The sequence below is a fragment of the Psychrobacter sp. SHUES1 genome (assembly GCF_001652315.1).
Classification (GTDB): Bacteria; Pseudomonadota; Gammaproteobacteria; order Pseudomonadales; family Moraxellaceae; genus Psychrobacter; species Psychrobacter faecalis.
In genome coordinates, this window is record NZ_LXWA01000034.1 from 1 (window position 1) to 19105 (window position 19105).

Sequence of the window (19105 nt, forward strand, 5' to 3'; positions counted from 1 at the left end):
GCTTCTGCCAATTTGCTGTGACGACCTCGACGATGACGATCGTAGAGACTTTCAAGTCCTCGTTCATAATATCGCTTCAATGTCCGTCTGGCAGTTTCAGGATGTATGCAGAGGTCTTTGGCAATATCATTAGTGGCTTTGCCTATACTATATTGGTATAAGATGAGCAGGCGTAGTCGGGCTCTGGGATTGCGCTCAGTCTTTGAGTGTTTGCCAAAGTCATGGTCTTCTAGGTTATGTATTGGTATAGTCATAAGTGGATTATACTATATATCTTGGGTTTGGTATAATATTAAGCTTAGAAAAGAGGTGTAAATGTAAATAAAAAGGGAGTTTAAAATGAAAGGAATCACACGCTTCTCAAACAGCTTAATGGAGAAATATTTACCCGATCCATTTTTGTTTGTCATTATCTTGACCTTGGTTATTTTTGTCATGGGCTTGGGTCTGACCGATTCCTCACCGATACAGATGGTGGCGTTTTGGGGCGAAGGATTTTGGGCACTACTGGCATTTTCGATGCAAATGGTGTTGGTGCTGGTTACGGGTTATGTGTTGGCCAGTAGTCCGATATTTAAAAAAGGGCTCGGCAAACTGGCAAGCTTTGCAAAGTCGCCCAGTAGCGCGATTATATTGGTCACCTTGGTATCCCTTGCCGCTAGCTGGATAAACTGGGGCTTTGGCTTGGTGATTGGCGCGTTATTCGCAAAAGAATTGGCAAAACGTGTCGAAAATATGGATTACCGTTTGCTTATTGCCAGTGCGTATTCTGGTTTTATCATTTGGCATGCAGGATTCTCTGGTTCGATTCCGTTATCCATTGCAACAGAAGGCCATCCATTCGTCGATAAGATTGGGGTGATTCCAACGAGTGCTACCATTTTTGCGAGCTATAACTTAATTATCGTCGCGGCATTGGTCATTATCGTGCCGTTATTAAATCGTCTGATGATGCCAAAACAAGAAGATACGATTACGGTAGATCCAAAACTTTTAATAGACCCTATCGTTGAAGCGCTTCCAGCAAAGTCAGCGATGACCCCAGCGGAGCGCTTAGAGAATAGTTGGATTTTATCCATGGTCATCGGCTTATTGGGTATTGCTTTTATCGTTTACTATTTCGTGCAGAACGGCTTTGCTTTAACGCTCGACTTGGTGAATTTCATGTTTTTATTCCTTGGGATTATATTCCATGGAACGCCGCGTAAGTATTTGATTGCTATTCAAGAAGCAGTCGAAGGGGCGGGCGGGATTATCGTCCAATTCCCGTTTTATGCCGGGATTATGGGTATGATGACGGCTTCTGGTTTGGCCGGAGTGATGTCAGAAGCGTTTGTCAACGTCTCGACAGTGGATACGCTTCCGCTTTTTGCTTTTTTAAGCGCAGGACTGGTTAACTTTTTCGTCCCCTCAGGTGGCGGATAATGGGCGGTGCAAGCGCCAATTATGTTAGAGGCGGCGGAGATGCTCGGTAGTGATCCAGCTAAAGTTGCGATGGCGGTAGCGTGGGGTGACGCTTGGACAAATATGATTCAACCGTTTTGGGCGTTGCCTGCCTTGGCAATCGCTGGACTCAAAGCCAAGGATATCATGGGTTTTTGTGTCATTGTGCTGATTGTCAGCGGCGTTGTGATTGGGCTGGGGTTGTTGTTTTTATAACTAAGATTGTAAGTGATGGCCTTGCCTAGTTTATAGGTAAGGCTTTTTTTTGAAAAACAAAAACGCCTCACACAAAAAACAATATCGCCCCATGAAATGCGCACTCTAATGGGGTATCATAGCTATCCTAAAATTAAATGAATCGCTTAAAGCAGCATTGATAAAGCAGCATATCAATTCTCTTAACCAAATATTTATACCAGACCATTGATATAAGGCGTATTGCCATGCAACAAAAACAGAATCCTATGGAACAAACGCCAAACGCGGTAGAGCATCAACCGGTCTTTATGCCTAGAGTCAATAGTGACAATTTGGTCAAAACGGACATGGTGAGGTTTGAGCGCCACGTGGGGTTTGCCAGTAGACAAAAGAAAAAATCCATCAATGATATGCATCAAGTCATTCGCAAAAAATATGGCTTTAGCCATGTTTTAGAGCTGTCTAGCAAATCTGGCAATAAACTCAGTTTCCCGCTCAGTCCATTAAGCTTAAAAATTACCAATGAGCATGACGGTCAAGCCTATAGTGTCGAAAATGCTTTGCAAGCCAGTAAAGTATTCGAACACGGTGGGCCGTATCTTGACTTACTGACCGTCGCACCAAGACAGGCCAAAAAAGACGAGCGTTTAACAACCTCTGGTGAGCTGATTGGCTATGATTATTTTGGCATGGAGTGGAGTCTTGAACCATTGACTGCGTTTTATGATTGGCTGTATGTCAATGCGCTCAAGCAAAATCCTCAGCTAAATGAGGAAGTCATGCAGTATCAGGCCTTTACTGATCGTGAGTTTAATCCCAAAAAATCTATCCATTGTGCGGCCTATTCGCTAGCGATGTTTGTCGCGCTCAATAAACGTGGGTTGCTTGATGGCGTCGAAGACCCGATTGTGTTTTATGATTTATATCATGACTTTAAAGTCAGTAATACGGCTAAACTTTTGGAAAATGGTTTGCTTTGATGGATGTTTTTAATTAAGTTACTAAGTATAAAGAAAGTTAAGTATAAAAAAAGCACCGAGCTTGCATGGCATGGTGCTTTTTTTTAGCGTGGAGATTTTTTTTATTTCTAATTCATAGCCAGTACTTACAGCAACTCTTTACGCAGCTGGGCAGGCGTTTTAGGCGATAACAAGCTAGGCGCGACATCGAGGACGGTTTTTGCGCCATTCTCTCCTGCTTGATTCATTTTATAAGCAGCGCGGGCATAAGCTACGAGCACGCTGGCGGTAAATTCAGGATTGCTGCCAAGCTTTAACGAAAACTCTAACACTTGGTTATTTTGCGCATTATCCATACCGCTTACGCCACTGCGAATAACGAATCCACCGTGCGGCATCTTTTGATGGTCACGCTCAAACGTCTGCTCGTCAATAAAGTGCACTGTGGTATCGTAATCGGCAAAGTAATCCGGCATGGTGACGATGGTATCGCGTACGCTATCGCTATCGGCGCCATCAGCGAGCACGATATAGCATTCGCGGGTATGTTTCTCGCGGGTGCTTAGCGTTGGCTGCTCACCATTGCGTACTTTTTCCATCGCAGATTCTGAGGGAATGGTATATTGCACGCCTGATTTGACGCCGTCGACGCGGCGTACTGCATCTGAATGTCCTTGGCTTAAGCCTTTGCCCCAAAAGGTGTAGGTTTCGCCGACCGGTAAAATGGCTTCGCCGTATAAGCGGTTGATAGAGAATAAACCGGGATCCCAACCAACAGACAACATGGCGACTTTATTGGCTTTTTTGGCAGGCGTATCAAGCGCGGCAAAGTACTCAGGGATTTTGGCGTGAGTATCAAAACTGTCGACGATATTAAACAAACCAGCGAGCGCTGGGCCTTGCTCAGGCAGATCTGACTTAGAGCCGCCACACAATATCAGCACGTCTATATCATCTTTATATTGGGCAATATCGTCCATCGCGTAAACGTGCACGCTGTCGTCAATCAGAGTGACGGAGGCAGGATCGCGGCGGCTGAATACACAAACCAGCTGCATGTCTGGGCTTTGCTTAATGGCGGCTTGGGCGCCGCGCCCAAGGTTGCCGTAACCGGCGATGGCGACTCTAATTATTGATGTCATTATGATTAGCCTTACGTTGATAGAGCGGACAGTCCATTACTGCTAAAGTGATACGTAACAAGTAACAATGCTATGCAATTCATACTTACTTACTGTGAAGTAAAGTATGCGCAGTAATCTGCCCTGTAATGAATAACTGATTGGTAGAAATGGCATCTATTTTAGAGGATTATGTTTACAAGTGATAGGGCGCGGTCATACTAAATTTCAGATGTGTTTAAGTATGTACCTTATATAATATGACTGCCTCAATGAGTCGCTAAGTTGTTTTTAGTAATGATAAACAGGTTTGGGTTCATCTCTCTTAAAATAGGTACTGAATTTCCTATATAATGTCAGCTATCTCGTTATTGATTATTCATTCAATTCAGTCTTTTTCTTAGTACAAAAAGCTTTTTATTAGGTGAAAATGGCACTTTATGTTTAACACTTCCTCGACTCGTTTAAATAAATATATTAGCGAAAGCGGTATTTGCTCTCGGCGCGACGCTGACCGTTTTATTGAACAAGGTAACGTGTACGTCAATGGCAAACGTGCTCAAGTAGGTGCGCAAGTGGTTGCTGGAGATACGGTAAAAGTTAACGGGCAACTCATTGAGCCACGAGAAGCAGACGATTTCATTTTTATTGCGTTGAACAAACCAGTCGGGATTGTGAGCACCACAGAAAGCTCTGAGAAAAACAATATCGTTGATTTTGTTGGACATAGCGACCGTATTTTCCCGATTGGACGTTTGGATAAAGATTCCCAAGGTTTAATCTTTTTAACGAGCAATGGCGATTTGGTTAATAAGGTGTTACGTGCGGGTAATAACCACGAGAAAGATTATGTGGTGACAGTCAATAAGCCGATAACCGATAGTTTTATTGAAGGTCTAGCAGGTGGCGTACCTATTTTGGGCAGGATGACGAAAAAGTGCCCGGTGACTAAGGTAGCGCCTACCGTGTTTAATATTACGCTAGTACAGGGATTAAACCGTCAAATCCGCCGTATGTGTGAGCATTTTGGCTATGAAGTCGTAAAGCTTGAACGCACACGAATTATGAATGTGAGCCTAAAGGGTATTCCCGTTGGAGACTGGCGAGATTTAACCCCAAAAGAGTTGTCTGTTTTACTGAAATCTATAGAAGACTCTTCTTCAGAAGACAATACTGCTGCTAAGAAATCGCGTAAGTCGCCACGAAAAAAACCGCGTACTGATACTTCATCAAGATCAAAAGAGTCGTCAAAACCAGCGGGCGCAGCAAAGGGAAATGCTAAGCACTCCAAAGATGGCGCTAGAAAACCAGCGGGTTCTAAAGGTAAGCGTCCTTTCGGGGATGGCAAGAAGTCTGGGGGCAATGGCAAACCTGCTGCTAATGGTAAGCATCCTGCAAAAGGTCGAGGTTCTTCGCGGTCCTCAAAACGATAGCCTAATAGGTAATGACTTTTGATGCAGTGGAGCATTTAAGTTAGGTTAGTAACCAAACTAAGTAGTGATATAATGCCGCGATAATCGATATTTTATAAAGGGTTTACATTATGGCTCGTACCGCTAGCGCCTTACACATTTTAGTAAAAGACAAAGAACTGGCTGATGACATTATGGCCAAACTTAAAAAAGGTGCGCAGTTTGACGTGCTGGCTAAGAAACACTCAACTTGCCCATCAGGTAAAAAAGGCGGCAACTTAGGTGAGTTTAAAAAAGGTCAAATGGTACCAGCATTTGATAAAGTTTGCTTTAACGGCGAACTTTTTATCCCACATTTAGTGAAAACCAAATTTGGCTGGCATGTGGTTAAGGTGCTTTATAGAACGTAAGCGTTAGATATTTATTTACTCAATGCACGAAAGTTATATAAAAACGCGAGTCGCTTAAATAATAACGATAAGCCCATCGCTCAAAAAAAAGCACATTACCTCTAGATATTACTGAAAGTTTGGTATTAAAACGTCACAACATGGGCTATTAGCTGAATTTTTGATGATAGGGGGTGAAGTTATTGCTCCGCAGCATTGGCAACTGACTTCAAGTAGGATAAAAGAGGTTAGGAACTTTAAGAAGAAGCATAGACTTGGTATTGCCATTAGGGTAGAGACTAACCGAAATTGCGATTGGAATTACCTAAGTTTGGTTCTACAGTTTATCGAGCGCAGCTCATTCAGCTAAAACAATAGGTTAAACAAGAAATGAACTGATTATCTAGGACAACCCTTTAATTTTTAACAAATACTGTGCTTATCTTTAATTGAGGCCACTTTTTAAAAGTGGCCTCTTTTATTGTGCTATTTTCATCTTTGACGTTTTCTGTCAAAAAGTAGTGCTATCTCATGACGTAGACCTTCACTGTATCAAAAATATTTCAATACTGTATTGATAATCATTATTATTATCTTTATCATGTACAAACTCTAATGTAACAAACCATATATTTATTCACCAAGACTATTAATAAATAGCTCATTTCTCATGATGCTCTACAAAGCTGACATGTATTAGTAAGCACTATTGTCTTGAATAACTGCTTTCCCTTAAATTCTCCTCACTTTCATTGAGATACCATTGATGTTTATGATTACACAAAGTAGAAAACAGCATAAACCTAACCCTTTAAGTTGGTGCGTTAAGCAAACCATGCACCTTTCAGCCATTGCTTCGTTGGCAGTAAGCTCATCTATGATCCATGCTGAAGTATCACAGCAACCAATCAATGACAATGGCATTGAAATCAATCGTGGCGACAATAGGTCAGAACCAAGTACCACGCTACCGACTATCGTGGTCATGGCAGAGACCAATAAACAAGTCACGGAAAATACTGACAGCTATACAATCCCTGTCACTAGTAGCGCCACCGGTATGGGCTTGTCGGCCAAAGAAACCCCGCAAGCGGTCAGTGTGGTCACTAATCAGCAAATCAAAGATCAAAACTCAACCACCCTAATAGATGTGCTTAAACGCACGCCTACTATCCAAGTAAGTAGCGTTGATGGCGCGCGTAATGGCCTTTCGTCAAGAGGCTTTGCTATCAATAGCTTCCAAATTGACGGCTTAAATACCGATTTTGTCCAGCAAGCTGCCATGGGCGAATACTCTGCCAATACCGCGATGTTTGACCATGTTGAAATCGTACGCGGCGCGACTGGTTTGATGAGTGGCTCAGGCGACCCTTCTGCCAATGTTAACTTAATACGTAAACGGGCTGATAGTAGCGTTCCAAAAACAGAGCTATCCGCCAATGTTGATCGTTACGGGCAGTATGGTCTCAGTGTTGACCGTAGTCAGTCATTAAGCGAAAGTGGGGCGGTACGAGGCCGAGTGGTGGCTAGCTACCAAGATGGTGATACCTTTATCGACCGTCAAGAATTGGGTCAAAGTCTGGTGTATGCCACAGTAGATGCGGACGTGGGCGACAGCACCACGGTCAGTGTGGGTGCTAGCCGTCAACACAACAAATCAAAATCAACCATGTGGGGCGGTTTGCCAAACTACCTAAGTGATGGCTCAAAAGCAGATTGGGATACCAGTAAAAATGGCAGCGCAGATTGGACAAACTGGGATTCTGATAATACCTATTACTTTGCAGATATTGATCATGATTTTAATGCCGATTGGAACTTAACCACCAATGCCAGCTATAACGAGAGTGACAGTAGTCCAAAGTTGCTTTATATGTATGCCAATGGCGACCAAGTCGTGAATCCTGATACCGGACTGATTTTTAACCTAAACCCATTTCATGCCGATACCGAACGCAAACAGTTCAATGTCAAAAGCAAGTTAACCGGTAATTTTGATGCGCTGGGAAAGACGCATAAGCTCATCGTAGGCGGCTCTTATAGCAAAAGTGATCTTGATACTTTTACTTATAAGTCACCGCCTGATGGTATATTGCCGCTCCCAGATTTTTCTGACTGGGATGGCAGTTATCCTGAACCAGAATGGGGAGCGCGCAATCGCAGCTCTGATGTCACAACCAAAGAAAAAGCTATTTTTGCAGCAACTCAGCTCAAATTATCGGATCCTTTAGCCGTTATTTTAGGCACGCGTGTGTCTGATTTTGAACGCTCAGGTGTGCAGTATGGCCGTAACGTCAACACGGAAGCCAAACACATCTGGACTCCGTACGCAGGTATTACCTATGCGATTAATGACAATCACAGTCTTTATACCAGCTACAGTGATATCTTCAAACCTCAAACTCAGCGTGATATAAACGGTAAATTCCTCGATCCTATCGAAGGTAAAAACTATGAAATCGGTCTAAAAAGTGAGTCAGATAATGGCGCATTACAAAGCCAAGTGAGTATTTTTAGAATCGAGCAGGACAACCTTGCTCAACTCGATGGCGGTCAAATAATACCCGGCACCGACCTGGAAAAAGCCTACTACGGAGCAAAAGGTGCCACCAGTCAGGGTGTAGAAGTACAAGTGTCTGGTCAAATCAGCGACCAACTGCAAGCGAGTGTTGGTTATACGCATTTCAATGCTGAAGACAACAAGGGCAAAACCGTCAATACTGGCTTTGCTGATACCACGCTGAATCTGTTTGCCACTTATAATCTTGATCATATCATTCCTAATTTAACCATTGGCGGCGGCGTTGACTGGTCAAATGGATACTATGGCATTGTCAAAAACCCTGTGACGAAACAATCTGAAAAGTACGGACAAGATGATGTGACGCTTGCCAATATCATGGCAAGATATAGCTTTAACGACAATCTTGAAGCGCAGGTTAATGTGAATAATTTGTTCAATCAAAAGTATCTTGCGGGCAGCACTTTTAGTGAATTGACTTACGGTGAGCCTTTGAATGTAGTCGGTAGATTAACCTATCGCTTTTAATCGATCGCTTTTCACTTTTATGCCAATCATGACCTTTTACTTTCATACGCAGGCAGTCACATGAGTAAGCGCCGTAGCAGTCATGGTTTTTATCTACCTGAGTTTAAAGTCCTCAGTCGTATTCTTTTAGCGATTATTGGTAGCTATGGCATCGCGGTGCTTACGAGTTTGATGTTTTTGGCCTTACCTATAGATGAGATTTCTGCCATCTATTGGGGTCAAATTGCTAGCGTTGTTGTATGCGCGCTCATCCTTGTCTTAGTATTTTTTTTGCGTCGTTTATGGCTGGCATGGGCGGTGGTCGTCGGTATTGCAGGGCTATTAGGGGTGATTGATTATGTCGCTATTTAGATTTTTTCTTACCATCAGGCTGTTATTATGCCCTCAGACACTACTAAGATACAAACTGCCACAATGAGTAATATTCAGACAAAAAGTAAAAATAAAGTGAAGGGCTATCGAGTCATTTTGTCTGACGTCCATACTTGGTTTGGCCTGTTATTAGGTTGGTTGCTGTTTACCATTTTTCTGATGGGCACGGTCAGTTATTTTAATAATGAGCTGACGGCATGGATGCAACCTGAACTTCCAGCACGCTCTCAACAAACGCTATTAACGTCTTCAGCATCTACGTACAACCAAAATATGACGTATCTAGAAGATAAGTCAGATGGTTTTGCTATGGCAATCGCTCACTTACAGCAAACCCAAGCCCATGCCAAAAACTGGTTTATTGCTAAAGATATTAATGGCGATAATATTGCTCAACGTCTACATATTAATGTGACTACAGATGACAAAAGGCTAAAATACCAGTTTGATACGCAAACCCAAATGGCATATACGCCAAGAGATACCGTAGGCGGTCACTTCTTTTATCGTATGCATTTTGATTTGCATTATATGAGTGTGATATGGGCCAGAATTATCGTCGGTATAGCTTCTATGATGATGTTGATTGCTATTATCACAGGCGTTATTGTCCACAAAAAGATATTTACGGATTTTTTTACCTTTCGTTGGGGTAAGGGGCAACGCTCGTGGCTTGATGCGCACAATGCTTTTTCTGTGCTGCCAATACCGTTCCATTTGATGATTACCTTTACCGGCATCATTACCTTAATAACCTTGTATATGCCGTGGGCAGGCATGGTATCTGGGGTAGATAATGAGCAGTTTTTTAAGGAGATTTACTCTTATCGGGCAGCGGATGCAACCGAGTTACAGGCTGCCCCTATGGTCAGTATTGCTCCATTGCTTGCCACGACACAATCTGATTGGCAAAAACGTAACCCTAATTATACCGTGACCAGTGTCAGTATTAATCATCCCAATACTGACCAAAGTATGATTATTATCGACGGTAAAGCTGAGCATCAATTATCGACGCTAGGGGTGTTTCGTATTTATGATGGACGAACAGGAAAAGTACTCAAAGACAGTCGACCTCCGCCGCTCGCTGTCCAAACACAAGCGGTCATGATAGGTTTGCATGCAGGACGCTTTGCGGATAATTGGCTGCGTTGGTTGTACTTTTTATGTGGCGCAGCGGGCTGCGGTATGATTGCAACAGGCTTAGTGCTTTGGACGGTTAAACGTCGCCGCCAATTATTAACTATAGATAAGCCTGATTGGGGATTTTGGTTAGTAGAAAAGCTCAATATTGCGCCGCTAGCGGGATTGCCTTTAGCGATGATAGGTTTTTTATGGCTCAATCGTCTATTGCCGTTAGAGTTAACAGGACGAGGCAAGTGGGAGGTAGATGGGTTTTTTATTATCTGGGCGCTTGGTTTCTTGCTGACGTTATTACTGTCTAGTCGTCAGGCGTGGCGTCTATTATTATCATTGGTCACTCTATTGCTTTTATTCACACCGCTACTCAACAGCCTAACTACCGAGCGCGGATTGCTTCACAGTATCTTGAGCGTCGATGTGCTGTTTATCAGCTTTGACGTTATGTTTTTTATTCTAGCACTGCTGTTTGCTTATATTACTTATATGGTCAGTTTTAAGAAAGCATCTCACCAGCAAAAAATAAAGTCGCCTAGTCGTTCAAAGCTTCAGATGGAAAATGTATAGTATGTCTAACGCGCTGTTATCTGGATTGCTATTGGCATTTAATCTGCTAGGTATGATGGCATTAATGATGACCAGTAAAAGACATAGGGACAAGTTTCATCATTATGAGCAGAAACGATATATCACTAAACAGCAATGGTTACGATGGCTGGGGTTGCTACTGCTATTGATAGGTTTCATTTTCCCTTTTTTTGCACCTCATACTGGTTATTTTATCGTCGTCTGGTTTGCCAGCTTAATCGTAGCAGCAGGAGTTGTATATTTGAGCATGGTTGTTTATGAAAAATTGGCATAGTCAGTTTATATAAAAGAGCTATGTTAAAAATAAAATGCTGCTATAAAGTTCTCCTGCTTGCTATGTGTCTTGTCCGCCAAAGGCTATGCTAATCTTTGGAATTAAGTAGTTTAATGGTATGACTTGTCAGCAGTTATTCTAGCTGAGCAATTACTCTAACATAGCAATGGCGTCCGCACTGGCACGTTGGCGTTCTTCTGCATTTAACTCTGTCAGTTTTCCTTCTTTCATCATCAGCAAGCGGTCAGCATGCTCAAAATAACCGTCATCATGACTGATAATAAACAGTGTTTTGCCCATGGCTCTTAATTCAGGAATCAGCGTTTGATAAAATACTCGGCGAAAAGCAGGGTCTTGGTCAGCGGCCCATTCATCAAGCAACAGGAAGTCCTTTTGTTCGGCGACAGCGAGCAGCATGGCCAAGCGTTTGCGTTGTCCTTGTGACAGCTTGTCGGTAGACAATCGATGGTCAGTTACTGTCACTTTATCTTGCAGGTTCAATTTATGCAGCCACTCGGTCACTAAAGACATATCAGGGTCATTGTCTTGGCTGCCAATTAATTGTTTAAAAAGATGTTGATCGCTAAAAATGGCAGAAAACAGCTGCCGATAATTGGTATTGTTATCCGAATCAATTGTCTGCTGGTCTACTTTTACAGCGCCTGTCGTAGGCGTAAAAATACCAGTAATTATTTTTGCAAGGGTAGACTTACCGCTACCATTAGAGCCTATCAAAAACACCACTTCGCCACGCCTCAAGGTGAGATTGACATTTTTTAAAATGCTATCAGTAAGCGTCTCATTTTCAGGTACACCTTCTTGTGTATGGTGGTTTATACCTTGATACCGATAACTCACATTGTTCAGTGAGATGGTCTGCCAGTCATTTGCTGCTATATTGGTTAAAAATGCTGGTTGATAATCAGCAAGCGCCAACGTCTGTATTTTATCTAACGCGACTTGCGCCGTTTGTAAAGTGGGATAAGCGCCAACGGCTTGTAGCAGCGGCGATTGCATAAATAGAATGGTTAAAGAAAAAGTAGTGGCAACGCTCATGGGTATATTAAGATAGTTTGAGACCGCAAAGACGACGCCAATCGCTGCAAACATCATAATGTTCGACCAATTCACTGCTGATAAGTGAAAGGTATCCGCTTTAATAACGCGATCTTTATAGGACTGGGCGTGACTCAAAAAATCATTGGTATACAGTTTTTGCGCGCGGTGCTGATTAAGTGCAAGCTCTTTTCGCCCTTCGATAATAGATTGATAATCTTGATACAAAAGATCATTAATCTCCCTTAATTCTGTTAAGTGCTTATAAACGTGCTTCACCAAAATGGTGCTTATCCAAATCGTCATTACAATCCAAACCATGATGATCAGCAATAGTGGCAATGACAACCAACCCAAATATAAGGCGACTCCGCTAGATAAAATTACCCCTTGAACCAACTCTGGCATACGGACAAAGGCGACGGTAATCGATTGGATATCGGTAGACAAGCTGGCGAGTAGTTGGGCGTTTCCTAATTTGTCAATCTGCGGAACGTTGGTATCGATGATTTGTTTGACCAGCTTGGTTCTGAGCTCATACACAAATCTATGACCCAAGCGGGTTAGGGCATATTGTGATAAAAAAGTCGTGACTAATAGGAGGACGACTAACGCTGAAAAATAGCCTAAGCTCTGCCATGATAAGGTATTAAAAACAGGCTGACTGATAAAGGTGTGGTTAATATAAGCAATAATACCCACACTGACCGCCGCATTGACTAAATTCAGTAAGATAACTTTGAGAAAAGGCAGGCGATAATGCGACCAGATCATATGATATAGAGAAGCTGTAGCGCGAGAGGACATAAGGACTCAATAATAAAATGAATTTTGCGTATTTTTAGATAGCACAAAAGGGAGTAGGTGGCGCCTAATCCCTTTTATTTAACTCTGGTAATGATTCTATAACGATAATTTAATCAGTGTAGTAGTCACATTGGCGAAGCTTAGCGTTTAAATTTAAAAGTCAAACGTCGCTGAAACTTTTAACGCCGTGGGTTCACCGGCATTTAAATAACCAGCATCTGCATAGCCACCGACCGACTGCCAATAATCTTCGCCCGTGACATTGGTTACCATGCCTTTTAAGGTAACATCTTGTCCGGCTAGCACGGTTTTATAGCGAGCTCCAAGATCTAACGTCGTATAACCGTCAACCTTTAAGGTATTGGCATTATCGGCGTAGCGTGGGCCTGTATGAATGATGTCACCTGTTAAGGTTAATCCTTCGAGTGCCGCAACATCATATTCTAGATTGACATTGCTTTGTAAGGTAGGAAGACCAATGACTTTATTATCATCTAACGCCGCATCACCGGTGTCTTTTTGTTTGGCACTTAAATAACTGACCCCCGCATTTAGGCGCATATTTTCGCTAGGACTACCAAATACGGTCAGTTCTACGCCTTGGTGACGGTTTTTACCAGCAGATATAAGGGTGTTTGAAGCATCGATATAGTCACGTGCGGCATCAGTACGATATATTGCCAAACTACTGCCAATAAGCCCGTTGTCATACTTCACGCCAATTTCAGTTTGTTCGCTTACATAGGGAGCTAAGTCTTGTCCTGCATTGGTAACAGGATTGCCATTATTCTCTAGAGGTGCTCTTTTTCCCGCTGCAAGGCTTTCAATATAGTTACCGTAGAATGACCAGTCCATGTTCGGTTGATAGACAATACCGATACTTGGGGTCCACTCACTCTTATCATAATGAGCCGTTTCTGCCTGCGTGTTGGCATCATAGCTGGTGGTTTTTATATTTTGATGACGCACACCCAGGGTGGTTTTCAGTTTGTCATCGAACAGCGATATGGTGTCAGCCAGCGCAAAGCTTTGGAGTTGCTTTTCATTGGTTAATTTTGGATCGTCTAAGTTGCCGCCAAACGTAGTTGTACTTGTAAAAGGGACTTCCGTGTAGTCGGTAGGGCGGTAAAAATTGGTCGCTAGCTGATTGCCAAAATCATATGCGAATGCGCCTTTTTCTTCTTGATCATAGAGGTTTGCGGCCAACACCAAGTTATGAGTCACTTCACCGGTTTGTAATTTACCACGTAGACCAAGCTCGGCACTTTGTACCAAATCTTCTCTAGAGTTATCAAAACGATAAATCGTGCCCGCACCATCAGCACTGTTGACGGTTAAGGTGGCTAGTGAGTTTTCTTCCTCGCCACTTCGTATGCCGTAAGCACCATAAGCGGTGAGATTATCATTAAAATCATATTCACCTCGAATGGTACCAAAGATATCTTTTTCATCTGAGTACGTCCAAGGCTGCGCCCAATTTTTTGAGCCGTCTGGCGCTTTTGGTACGCTAGAAACACCGCCAAGATTGACACTAGGGCGAGTCTCTTTGAGTTTGTTATCTTGCCAGCCCAAATCTGCTGATAATCGGTATTGCTCGCCTTTATAATCTAGACCAAGCGCTGCCAATCCTAATGTTGAAGATTCATCATCGATGGCACTATCGCCATCTTGATAAGCGGCGTTAAAGCGCACGCCAAATGCATCCTCAGTGCCAAAACGGTCACTCACGTCGACGGCAATTTTACCTTGGTCACCTTGACCATAACCAAGCGTTAATTGACGTAGCGGGTCATTACTAGCACGTTTTGGTAATAGGTTAATCGTACCACCAGCATTGCCGCCACTAGGTGCGGCACCATTTAGCATGGCAGAAGCGCCGCGTTGGACTTCAACACGCTCAAATAATTCGGTGGCGATATACTGTCGGGGCAAAATACCATATAAGCCATTAAACATCGTATCGTCTGATGTGGTGATGAAACCGCGCATAAAGTAAGCTTCTTGAAAGTTACCAAAACCTCTGGCCACGCGTACCGTTGGGTCTTTTTTGAGCAGGTCGCCCACGCTTTGTGCTTGTTGGTTGGCAATGTATTCGTTGGTATATGAGGTAGTAGAAAATGGCGTATCCATGATGTCTTGATTGCCTAAAATTCCTACGCGGCTTCCGGTCGCCACTTGGCCACCTTCGTAAGCATCTGGCAATCCATCCGCTGACGCATCCGCACTACTGGTCACTACAATCGTATCAAGTACCACACTTGGTACATCTGATTGACTGTTGTTATTTATATCGGTTTGTGCCCACGCTGCTTGGCTTGCAGCAAGTAAAACGACTGAAGTAGAAAGATGAAAGATAGACAGTGATTTTACTGAAAATGGGTGACGCGCTCTGTTAGTTGCTTTGAGGCAAAATAGAGCAGAATATAGGCGAGACAATTGCATGAATGTTACCAATATGTAAGTTAAATCACTATTATAATGATAAGCATTTTCATTACAATAGTGGCGCGTTATTAATTTTAAAAATTTTTAAAGCCCTAAATAGCGATAATGTTGTCATGTCGTTATTGAAGTATTAACCATATAGGTTACGCTCTAATACGCCGCATCAAATATAGAAAATAAGCGCCGCCAATAATGGCAGCGATGGTGCCAGCAGGTATCTCATAGGGGAATATAAGATAGCGTCCAACCCAGTCTGCTATGACCATTAAGCCCGCGCCTAAGATAGCGGACAGTTGAATTTGACGTTTGAGCTTCACCGCGCCTAATGTGCTGGCAAGGTGAGGAATCATCAGACCCACAAAACTGAGCGGACCCACTGCCAATGTTGATATCGTACTCAGTAATGCTACAAGAATGAGTATCAAGGTTTGATACAACCTCAAAGATACCCCAAGCTCACGGGCAATCCCGCTACCTAGGCTCAATATTTCTAATGGTTTTATGACCATAAAGCTTAATAGGAAAAGTATAAAAGCCAACCCTACTAAAATCCATGCCGTTTCTGGACTGGCAAGATATGTTGAACCTGATAGCCAACTTAACACCGCTTGTAGCCGCTGATCGCCAGATATTTTTACCAGGCTTAATAAACCGCCCATCAATGCGGCAATGGCCACACCAACTAATAATAAATAAGCTGGATTGATTCGACGGGCAAGCCATAAGATCAAGCTAAGGACAATAAAAGCGCCCAATAATCCTGATAATATAATGCCTGTGTAGCCAAAACTGGGTAGGAAAACAAAGGCCAGTACCACACCTATCGCCGAGCCTGAGCTGATACCGAGTACTTCAGGGCTGGCCATCGGGTTACGTGTCAAGGTTTGTAGCAGCACGCCAGCAGTGGCTAGCATTATGCCAGTGGCGGCTGCGCTTAACGTGCGAGGCAATCTAAAGTCAATAATTAAATGTCCTAGCGTACTAAGCTGCCAGCCATTTGAAGTCGCCGTAAAGATAAGTACGCCTACTATCAACAGTATTAAGGCGATTCCCCAACCTATTAAATGAGTGTCACGGCGTTCTGAAACCAAAGTCGGTATAACCTCATCGGTATGTTGACGACTTTGGCTCACGATTAACCATATTACCAATGGCGCACCAAGTATGGCCGTCATTGCATCAGCAGGAATATTTAGGCTTAAATAATGTTGTAATAGCGTCGTGGCATTACTGGTGATCCATAACAACAGCGCCCCAAACACATAACTCAAAAGCAGGCGGTAACCAATACGCCGTACCGAAAATACATTAACCAGCGTGGCAGCCCCTAAGCCAATAAAACCAATAGGGCCCACGCGACTGACGACAAGGGCAGTCAGTAGGGCCACCAATCCCACCACCAATCCACGAATGAGGTTGATAGGAACGCCCAAACTTTTGGCTTGCCTATCATCTAAGCTCATTATTTCTAATGGCTTTAATAAAGGCATTAAGCTAATAAAGGCGACCACACTAGCGGTGCTTAATACGGTAGATACTTGCCAGTTATTCTGCGTGAGACTGCCCGCCGCCCACACCATAACGTTTAAGGTTTCTTCAGCATAATAAATCAATAATAAAGCAGTAATAGCGCCCAATAAAATATTGGTCACCAGTCCGCCAAGCACCAATACCAAAGGATTCATGCGACTAGGCGCAGCTAGAAGAAAAACAATCGCCATACTACCAAGCGCGCCAATAAAGGCGACCCAAAAACTTCCCCCTAACGCCAAACTAGGTAGAAATAACGTGACAATGAGCAGCGCCATGTTTGCACCGCTACCGACTGCCAATGTCGTGTCTGAGGCCAGTGTATTTTTCACCAGCTGTTGTAATAACACACTGACCAATCCTAAAAGGCCACCAGCGGTCAATGCTACCAACATGGTCGGTAGGATTTGTAGCTGGATACTCATGTCCGAAAATGATAGGTCAAACGAGGGGGTGAACAATTCTAAAAAAGTGAGAGGCCATAGCTGATGTACGACTGCATAACTGCTGACTACTGCTAGCAGCATTAAGAAAACGACCATCATATAAATGCGGTTAGCTGACAAAAAATTATTTTTATTCATCATAAATCGGTATGGCCTACAAAAGTGACATTCGTTAAGCGCTCGGCCAAGACATTCATAGAAGCCACGCCACTGTTGTTCCATGTCGCAGGTAGTAAGGTGATACAGCGGCCTTTTTTGCTCGATGCATGCGCTTGATCAAAGGAATAACCCAAGCGCTGCCACACTAAGCTGTCTTCTAATTCAAGTTTGAGAAGGTCACTAAGAGGTTCAACGACCACAAGGCAAGTATCGTCATCAAGCTGCGCTAAATCTCCTAGCATAATGGGCGTAAACCCCCATTGATTGCCATCTGCCAACGCCACTAGCTGTAGTCCCATCGTCTCTAAAGCAGGTTGAAACAAGCTGTTATAAGAAAACATACGCAAATTATTGGTATCGGCAAATTGCACGACAGCCAATTTTTTGATATGAGGATAACGCGCGTGAAAAGTCTGTCCTGCTTGAATGATTTGTTTCTTACTGTTGTCTAAATAATCTTGTGCGGCTTGCGGTTTATTGATAGATCGGCCCAATTCTAACGTCGGCTCTATAAAGTCTTCCCACTTTGCAATGTTGTTAGGACTGGTCAATTCAATAGAGTGGATAGGCAAATCGCCGTACATAGGACGCAGATGCGCATAAAAATCGTTGTCTATGACCAAATCTAAGTCTAGCTGTGAGAGCATTTCAGGATTGGGCTGATAGCGTGTTCCTACGTCGAGAGTCGTATCAGGTATAAGAGGCTTACCGACCCATTCTCTATAGAAAGGTTTATCACCCATAGCAACTGGTGGGTATCCCATGGCAGTCAGTGTCGCAGCAATACCCCAATCAGGCGTCATGACTTTAGGCGCTTTTTGATTGTCTTTAGGCGACATTGCTTGTGGCGCTTGTGGTGCTTGTGAGGTGGCGTCAGACGACTGGCAACCGCTTAACAATAAACTTGAGCATAATGCCACACATAGCCCGAACGAAAAGGTGAGTGCTTTCATATAACCGCGACTTTATGAGTAGTGGTAGGATGGGTTAGTAGGGTAAAATCGACACCAAATATGGAGCGCAGTACATCCTTTTCCATGGTGCGTTTGACATCACTCATATGGCACAGCTTGCCTTGTTTTAGGGCGATAAATTCATCACAAAATCTTGCTGCTAAATTTAGGTCGTGCAGGATAATCACAACACCTAAGCCTTGCTCGTCGACCAATTGACGAATCAGTTTTAACACTTCTATTTGATAGACCACATCCAGCGCCGCTAGTGGCTCATCCAATAGCAGATACTTTGTCTGTTGGGCAAGGCACATCGCCAACCAGACGCGCGCACGCTCACCACCTGACAACGTTGATACTTGACGATCTCTAAAGGCGTCAACTTGAGTGAGGGCGATGGCTTTTTCTACTTGTTGATGATCATCAGCAGTCGGCTTTTGTAGCCATTTTTGATGAGGGTATCTGCCCAACATCACAAGCTCATAGACCGTAAAAGCACCCGCATCAGGTAGATTTTGCGGTAAGTAGGCAAGATGCGTCGCCAGTCTTTTAGCGGAAAAACTTCGCAAATCTGTATTTTCTATTTCAATGCCACCTTGCGTGGGTGTCATCTCTCCTGCCATGGCTTTTATAAGGCTAGATTTACCAGAACCATTATGCCCAATGAGGGCATACAGTTTATTTGGTTCGATGATAAAAGAAGTCGGGTGAAGCAAAACTTTTTTTTGACGAATTAGGCTTAGATTATTGATGTGCATCATAGT

At 43.3% G+C, this 19105-nt stretch carries 14 protein-coding genes and 1 pseudogene; 8 read left to right on the plus strand and 7 right to left on the minus strand.

Annotated features, from left to right (window positions below):
- Positions 1 to 254: helix-turn-helix domain-containing protein (locus tag A7325_RS13380; protein WP_156508490.1), on the minus strand; the 254-nt coding region annotated here is incomplete at its 3' end.
- An 85-nt stretch (positions 255 to 339) separates the two neighbouring features.
- On the opposite strand from A7325_RS13380, the pseudogene A7325_RS03725 reads away from it, so the two are divergent.
- Together A7325_RS03725 and A7325_RS03730 are read left to right on the plus strand one after the other, a co-directional pair.
- Positions 340 to 1659: pseudogene (locus A7325_RS03725) on the plus strand (short-chain fatty acid transporter).
- A gap of 248 nt (positions 1660 to 1907) precedes the next feature.
- Complete coding sequence (locus A7325_RS03730) at positions 1908 to 2621, plus strand: DUF6977 family protein (RefSeq protein WP_068404819.1); 714 nt, start codon at positions 1908 to 1910, stop codon at positions 2619 to 2621.
- 125 nt (positions 2622 to 2746) lie between these two features.
- Here the strand turns inward: A7325_RS03730 and A7325_RS03735 are convergent, their stop codons facing one another.
- The gene (locus A7325_RS03735; protein ID WP_068404770.1) at positions 2747 to 3742 is read right to left on the minus strand and encodes a diaminopimelate dehydrogenase; all 996 of its coding nucleotides are present in this window, start codon (positions 3740 to 3742) and stop codon (positions 2747 to 2749) included.
- Between the two features lie 419 nt (positions 3743 to 4161).
- On the opposite strand from A7325_RS03735, the gene rluF reads away from it, so the two are divergent.
- The 6 genes from rluF to A7325_RS03765 all read left to right on the plus strand — a co-directional run bounded on the left by rluF (position 4162) and on the right by A7325_RS03765 (position 10945).
- Positions 4162 to 5154, plus strand: coding sequence for a 23S rRNA pseudouridine(2604) synthase RluF (gene rluF, locus A7325_RS03740; protein WP_068404772.1), 993 nt, complete (start codon positions 4162 to 4164; stop codon positions 5152 to 5154).
- Between the two features lie 110 nt (positions 5155 to 5264).
- Positions 5265 to 5543 carry a peptidylprolyl isomerase PpiC gene (ppiC, locus tag A7325_RS03745; protein ID WP_068404774.1) on the plus strand — a complete coding sequence of 93 codons (279 nt, stop codon included), beginning with the start codon at positions 5265 to 5267 and terminating at the stop codon, positions 5541 to 5543.
- 856 nt (positions 5544 to 6399) lie between these two features.
- A complete protein-coding gene (locus A7325_RS03750) occupies positions 6400 to 8571 on the plus strand; it encodes a TonB-dependent siderophore receptor (protein WP_197488866.1) in 2172 nt (723 codons plus the stop codon).
- 60 nt (positions 8572 to 8631) lie between these two features.
- On the plus strand, positions 8632 to 8922 hold the full coding sequence (locus A7325_RS03755) for a hypothetical protein (protein WP_068404778.1): 291 nt from the start codon (positions 8632 to 8634) through the stop codon (positions 8920 to 8922).
- Between the two features lie 27 nt (positions 8923 to 8949).
- Positions 8950 to 10650, plus strand: coding sequence for a PepSY-associated TM helix domain-containing protein (locus tag A7325_RS03760; RefSeq protein WP_082894274.1), 1701 nt, complete (start codon positions 8950 to 8952; stop codon positions 10648 to 10650).
- A 1-nt stretch (position 10651) separates the two neighbouring features.
- Positions 10652 to 10945: a DUF3325 family protein gene (locus A7325_RS03765; RefSeq protein ID WP_197488867.1), complete on the plus strand. Its 294-nt coding sequence runs from the start codon at positions 10652 to 10654 to the stop codon at positions 10943 to 10945.
- 150 nt (positions 10946 to 11095) lie between these two features.
- Here the strand turns inward: A7325_RS03765 and A7325_RS03770 are convergent, their stop codons facing one another.
- From A7325_RS03770 to A7325_RS03790, 5 genes are all read right to left on the minus strand, one after another.
- Positions 11096 to 12808 (minus strand): multidrug ABC transporter permease/ATP-binding protein, encoded by a 1713-nt coding sequence (locus A7325_RS03770; RefSeq protein ID WP_068404782.1) that lies wholly within the window; start codon positions 12806 to 12808, stop codon positions 11096 to 11098.
- 153 nt (positions 12809 to 12961) lie between these two features.
- Positions 12962 to 15250, minus strand: coding sequence for a TonB-dependent receptor (locus A7325_RS03775; protein WP_068404784.1), 2289 nt, complete (start codon positions 15248 to 15250; stop codon positions 12962 to 12964).
- 146 nt (positions 15251 to 15396) lie between these two features.
- On the minus strand, positions 15397 to 17370 hold the full coding sequence (gene fhuB / locus A7325_RS03780; RefSeq protein ID WP_068404786.1) for a Fe(3+)-hydroxamate ABC transporter permease FhuB: 1974 nt from the start codon (positions 17368 to 17370) through the stop codon (positions 15397 to 15399).
- Positions 17367 to 18341 carry an ABC transporter substrate-binding protein gene (locus A7325_RS03785; RefSeq protein WP_068404788.1) on the minus strand — a complete coding sequence of 325 codons (975 nt, stop codon included), beginning with the start codon at positions 18339 to 18341 and terminating at the stop codon, positions 17367 to 17369. The genes fhuB and A7325_RS03785 overlap by 4 nt, the downstream gene beginning before the upstream one ends.
- Entirely contained in the window at positions 18338 to 19102 is a 765-nt protein-coding gene (locus A7325_RS03790) for an ABC transporter ATP-binding protein (protein ID WP_068404790.1), read from the minus strand. The genes A7325_RS03785 and A7325_RS03790 overlap by 4 nt, the downstream gene beginning before the upstream one ends.
- Between the last annotated feature and the right edge of the window lie 3 nt (positions 19103 to 19105).

Bases quoted from the DNA above. Each gene is read 5' to 3' on its own strand.
- A7325_RS03730 (WP_068404819.1), top strand. From the start codon at position 1,908: ATGGAACAAACGCCAAACGCGGTAGAGCATCAACCGGTCTTTATGCCT.
- A7325_RS03735 (WP_068404770.1), bottom strand. From the start codon at position 3,742: ATGACATCAATAATTAGAGTCGCCATCGCCGGTTACGGCAACCTTGGG.
- rluF (WP_068404772.1), top strand. From the start codon at position 4,162: ATGTTTAACACTTCCTCGACTCGTTTAAATAAATATATTAGCGAAAGC.
- ppiC (WP_068404774.1), top strand. From the start codon at position 5,265: ATGGCTCGTACCGCTAGCGCCTTACACATTTTAGTAAAAGACAAAGAA.
- A7325_RS03750 (WP_197488866.1), top strand. From the start codon at position 6,400: ATGATCCATGCTGAAGTATCACAGCAACCAATCAATGACAATGGCATT.
- A7325_RS03755 (WP_068404778.1), top strand. From the start codon at position 8,632: ATGAGTAAGCGCCGTAGCAGTCATGGTTTTTATCTACCTGAGTTTAAA.
- A7325_RS03760 (WP_082894274.1), top strand. From the start codon at position 8,950: ATGCCCTCAGACACTACTAAGATACAAACTGCCACAATGAGTAATATT.
- A7325_RS03765 (WP_197488867.1), top strand. From the start codon at position 10,652: ATGTCTAACGCGCTGTTATCTGGATTGCTATTGGCATTTAATCTGCTA.
- A7325_RS03770 (WP_068404782.1), bottom strand. From the start codon at position 12,808: ATGTCCTCTCGCGCTACAGCTTCTCTATATCATATGATCTGGTCGCAT.
- A7325_RS03775 (WP_068404784.1), bottom strand. From the start codon at position 15,250: ATGCAATTGTCTCGCCTATATTCTGCTCTATTTTGCCTCAAAGCAACT.
- fhuB (WP_068404786.1), bottom strand. From the start codon at position 17,370: ATGATGAATAAAAATAATTTTTTGTCAGCTAACCGCATTTATATGATG.
- A7325_RS03785 (WP_068404788.1), bottom strand. From the start codon at position 18,341: ATGAAAGCACTCACCTTTTCGTTCGGGCTATGTGTGGCATTATGCTCA.
- A7325_RS03790 (WP_068404790.1), bottom strand. From the start codon at position 19,102: ATGATGCACATCAATAATCTAAGCCTAATTCGTCAAAAAAAAGTTTTG.